Source organism: Micromonospora sp. AMSO12t (assembly GCF_008806585.1).
In the GTDB taxonomy this organism is placed as follows: domain Bacteria; phylum Actinomycetota; class Actinomycetes; order Mycobacteriales; family Micromonosporaceae; genus Micromonospora; species Micromonospora reichwaldensis.
Genome location: NZ_WAAS01000467.1, coordinates 1 through 2,165 on the forward strand (window position 1 = coordinate 1; position 2,165 = coordinate 2,165).

Here is a 2,165-nt window from a genome sequence, read left to right on the forward strand (position 1 = left end):
GTGGGGTGGGTGAGGTGAGGGTTTGGTCAGGCGGGGGTGCGGAGGGCGGTCTCGACGCGGCGGCGCAGGTCGTCGAGGTCGGCGCCGGCCTCGGTGAGCACCCGTGCGCCCAGCCCATGACCCTCGCGGAGCACGCCGAGCAGGATGTGCTCCGTGCCGATGTGGCGGTGGTGCAGTCGCAGCGCCTCACGCAACGCCAGCTCCAGCACCTTCTTGGCGCGCGGGGAGAAGGGGCCGCCCGCGTACCGTCGGCGACCCCAGCGGCGGCGCGGCGCCGGCGCGGCCTCGCGCAGCGCGTCCGGGCCGAAGGACTCCTCGATCCGGGCCACGATGGCGGCCAGGTCGATGCCGATCTCGTGCAGGGCCGCAGCGTCGGCGTCGGCGAGGCCGGTGGCTCCCCGCACGGTGTGCCGGCGGACGCGGGCCCGCAGGTCGTCGGCGCGGAGGCCGGCCTCGGCGAGCACCCGGGCGGCGAGGTTGTCGCCGTCGGAGAGCAGGGCGAGCAGCAGGTGCTCGGTCCCGACGGGCCGCTCGCCCTCGGTCCGGGCCTCGTCCCGGGCGTACCGCACGACCGTGCGGGCCCGGTCGGTGAACCGTTCGAACATCACGCCTCCCAGGAAGATCCGACCGCCGGACGACCGGCGTGCTTCTTGTGGACCGCCTGCCGGCTGACCTCGAGCTCGTCGGCGATCTCCTGCCAGGACCAGCCCTGTCGACGGGCGTTGTCCACCTGGACCACCTCGAGCCGTTCGAGCAACCGGCGCAGCGCGCGGACGGCGCGCAGCCCGACCCGGGGGTCGGTGCTGCCGGCTGCCGCCGCGAGTTCCGTTGCCTGACTCATGTCGTCAACTTACGTTGACATCGCCGCACTGTCAACCCATGTTGACAACTTCGTCCGGCCACCGGGTGCCAGGCGTGGGTGCGCAGCAAAACCGGGGAGACGACGGAGGATCCCGCCTCTATGGTGGTCCGATGGCGTCGGTCAAGCAGGTCCAGGTCACCTTCGACTGCGCAGAACCTGAGCGCGTCGCTCGTTTCTGGTGCGAGGCGTTGGGATACGTCGTACCGCCTCCACCTGAGGGGTTTGCCACCTGGGACGACTTCGATCGCGCGCTGCCGCCTGAGCGGCAGGGCTCCGCGTTCGCATGCGGCGATCCCACAGGCGTGGGCCCGCGACTGTTCTTCCAGCGCGTTCCCGAAGGCAAGGTCGTCAAGAACCGGCTGCACCTCGACGTGCGGGTCGGCACCGGGCTCGTGGGTGAGGAGCGCGTGGCCGCGCTTGAGGCCGAATGCGCACGGCTGGTCGCGCTCGGCGCGGTGCGCGTGCGACTACTGACTGCCGACGGCTACGACGAGTCGTGCCTCGTGATGCAGGACGTCGAGGGCAACGAGTTCTGTCTCGACTGAGTGGCCGCGAACGTGGCAACCCGGACCACCTGCGCCGGCAACCCCCAGTACGATCCGCCGGTGCACCTCCTCCGCCGGCCGCCGCGCCGAGGTCACCGTGCCCGGTGACGTGCGCCGTCTCCCGCTCGGCGAGGTCACGCTGGAGTTCGCCGGCGGCAGCGTGGTCGGCAACCGCTACCCGGCCAACTTCGACGTGCTGCACGTCGACCCCGCCCTGCCCTTCGCCGCGGTGGTCGACGGCATGGGCGCCGGCGAGGGCAGCCGCCGGGCCGGCACGACGGCCATGAGCACTTTCGTCGCGCAGGTCCGGGCCGCCTGGCCCGCGGTCGACGCGCGCCAGTTACGCGCCGCCGTGGGCCACGTCCAGTCAGCCGTACGCGCCGCCGGCGCACAGTTGGCGGAGCTGACCGGCTGCACCCTGACCGCCCTGCTCGTGGAGCCCGACGGCGGGCAGGGCTGGCTCGTCCAGCTCGGCGACTCCCGCGCCTACCGCCTGCGCGACGGCCTGCTGGAACTCCTCACCGTCGACCACACGGCGGCCTGGCTGGGCGTACTGCACGGCTGGTACCCGGTCGGCTCCCCCGCCGCCGATCGCGCCCGCTACCAGCTCACCCGCTACGCCGGCCATCCGGACGAGCCGGAGGCGGACCTGCTCGCGGTGTCGCTGCGCCCCGGCGACGTCTGGCTGCTCTGCACCGACGGCGTCAGCGACCAGGTCGACTATCACCTGATGCGGGAACTCCTGGCGGCACCGCGAC

Annotated in this window: 4 protein-coding genes; 2 read left to right on the forward strand and 2 right to left on the reverse strand. The window is 72.9% G+C overall.

All coding sequences use genetic code 11. The features are described from left to right. Window positions 1–26 precede the first annotated feature (26 nt). A complete protein-coding gene (locus F6X68_RS32290) occupies window positions 27–605 on the reverse strand; it encodes a Clp protease N-terminal domain-containing protein (RefSeq protein WP_151457779.1) in 579 nt (192 codons plus the stop codon). Next, window positions 605–841, reverse strand: coding sequence for an HTH domain-containing protein (locus tag F6X68_RS32295; protein WP_089001290.1), 237 nt, complete (start codon window positions 839–841; stop codon window positions 605–607). The genes F6X68_RS32290 and F6X68_RS32295 overlap by 1 nt, the downstream gene beginning before the upstream one ends. 131 nt (window positions 842–972) lie before the next feature. Here F6X68_RS32295 and F6X68_RS32300 point away from each other — a divergent pair, with 131 nt between their 5' ends. Next, a complete protein-coding gene (locus F6X68_RS32300; protein WP_151457780.1) occupies window positions 973–1,407 on the forward strand; it encodes a VOC family protein in 435 nt (144 codons plus the stop codon). A 109-nt stretch (window positions 1,408–1,516) separates the two neighbouring features. Next, the coding region (locus tag F6X68_RS32305) for a PP2C family serine/threonine-protein phosphatase (RefSeq protein ID WP_225852565.1) at window positions 1,517–2,165 on the forward strand (649 nt) is incomplete at its 3' end.

Excerpts from the sequence above, each read along its gene's own strand:
- F6X68_RS32290 (WP_151457779.1), bottom strand. The coding sequence starts at position 605 with ATGTTCGAACGGTTCACCGACCGGGCCCGCACGGTCGTGCGGTACGCC.
- F6X68_RS32295 (WP_089001290.1), bottom strand. The coding sequence starts at position 841 with ATGAGTCAGGCAACGGAACTCGCGGCGGCAGCCGGCAGCACCGACCCC.
- F6X68_RS32300 (WP_151457780.1), top strand. The coding sequence starts at position 973 with ATGGCGTCGGTCAAGCAGGTCCAGGTCACCTTCGACTGCGCAGAACCT.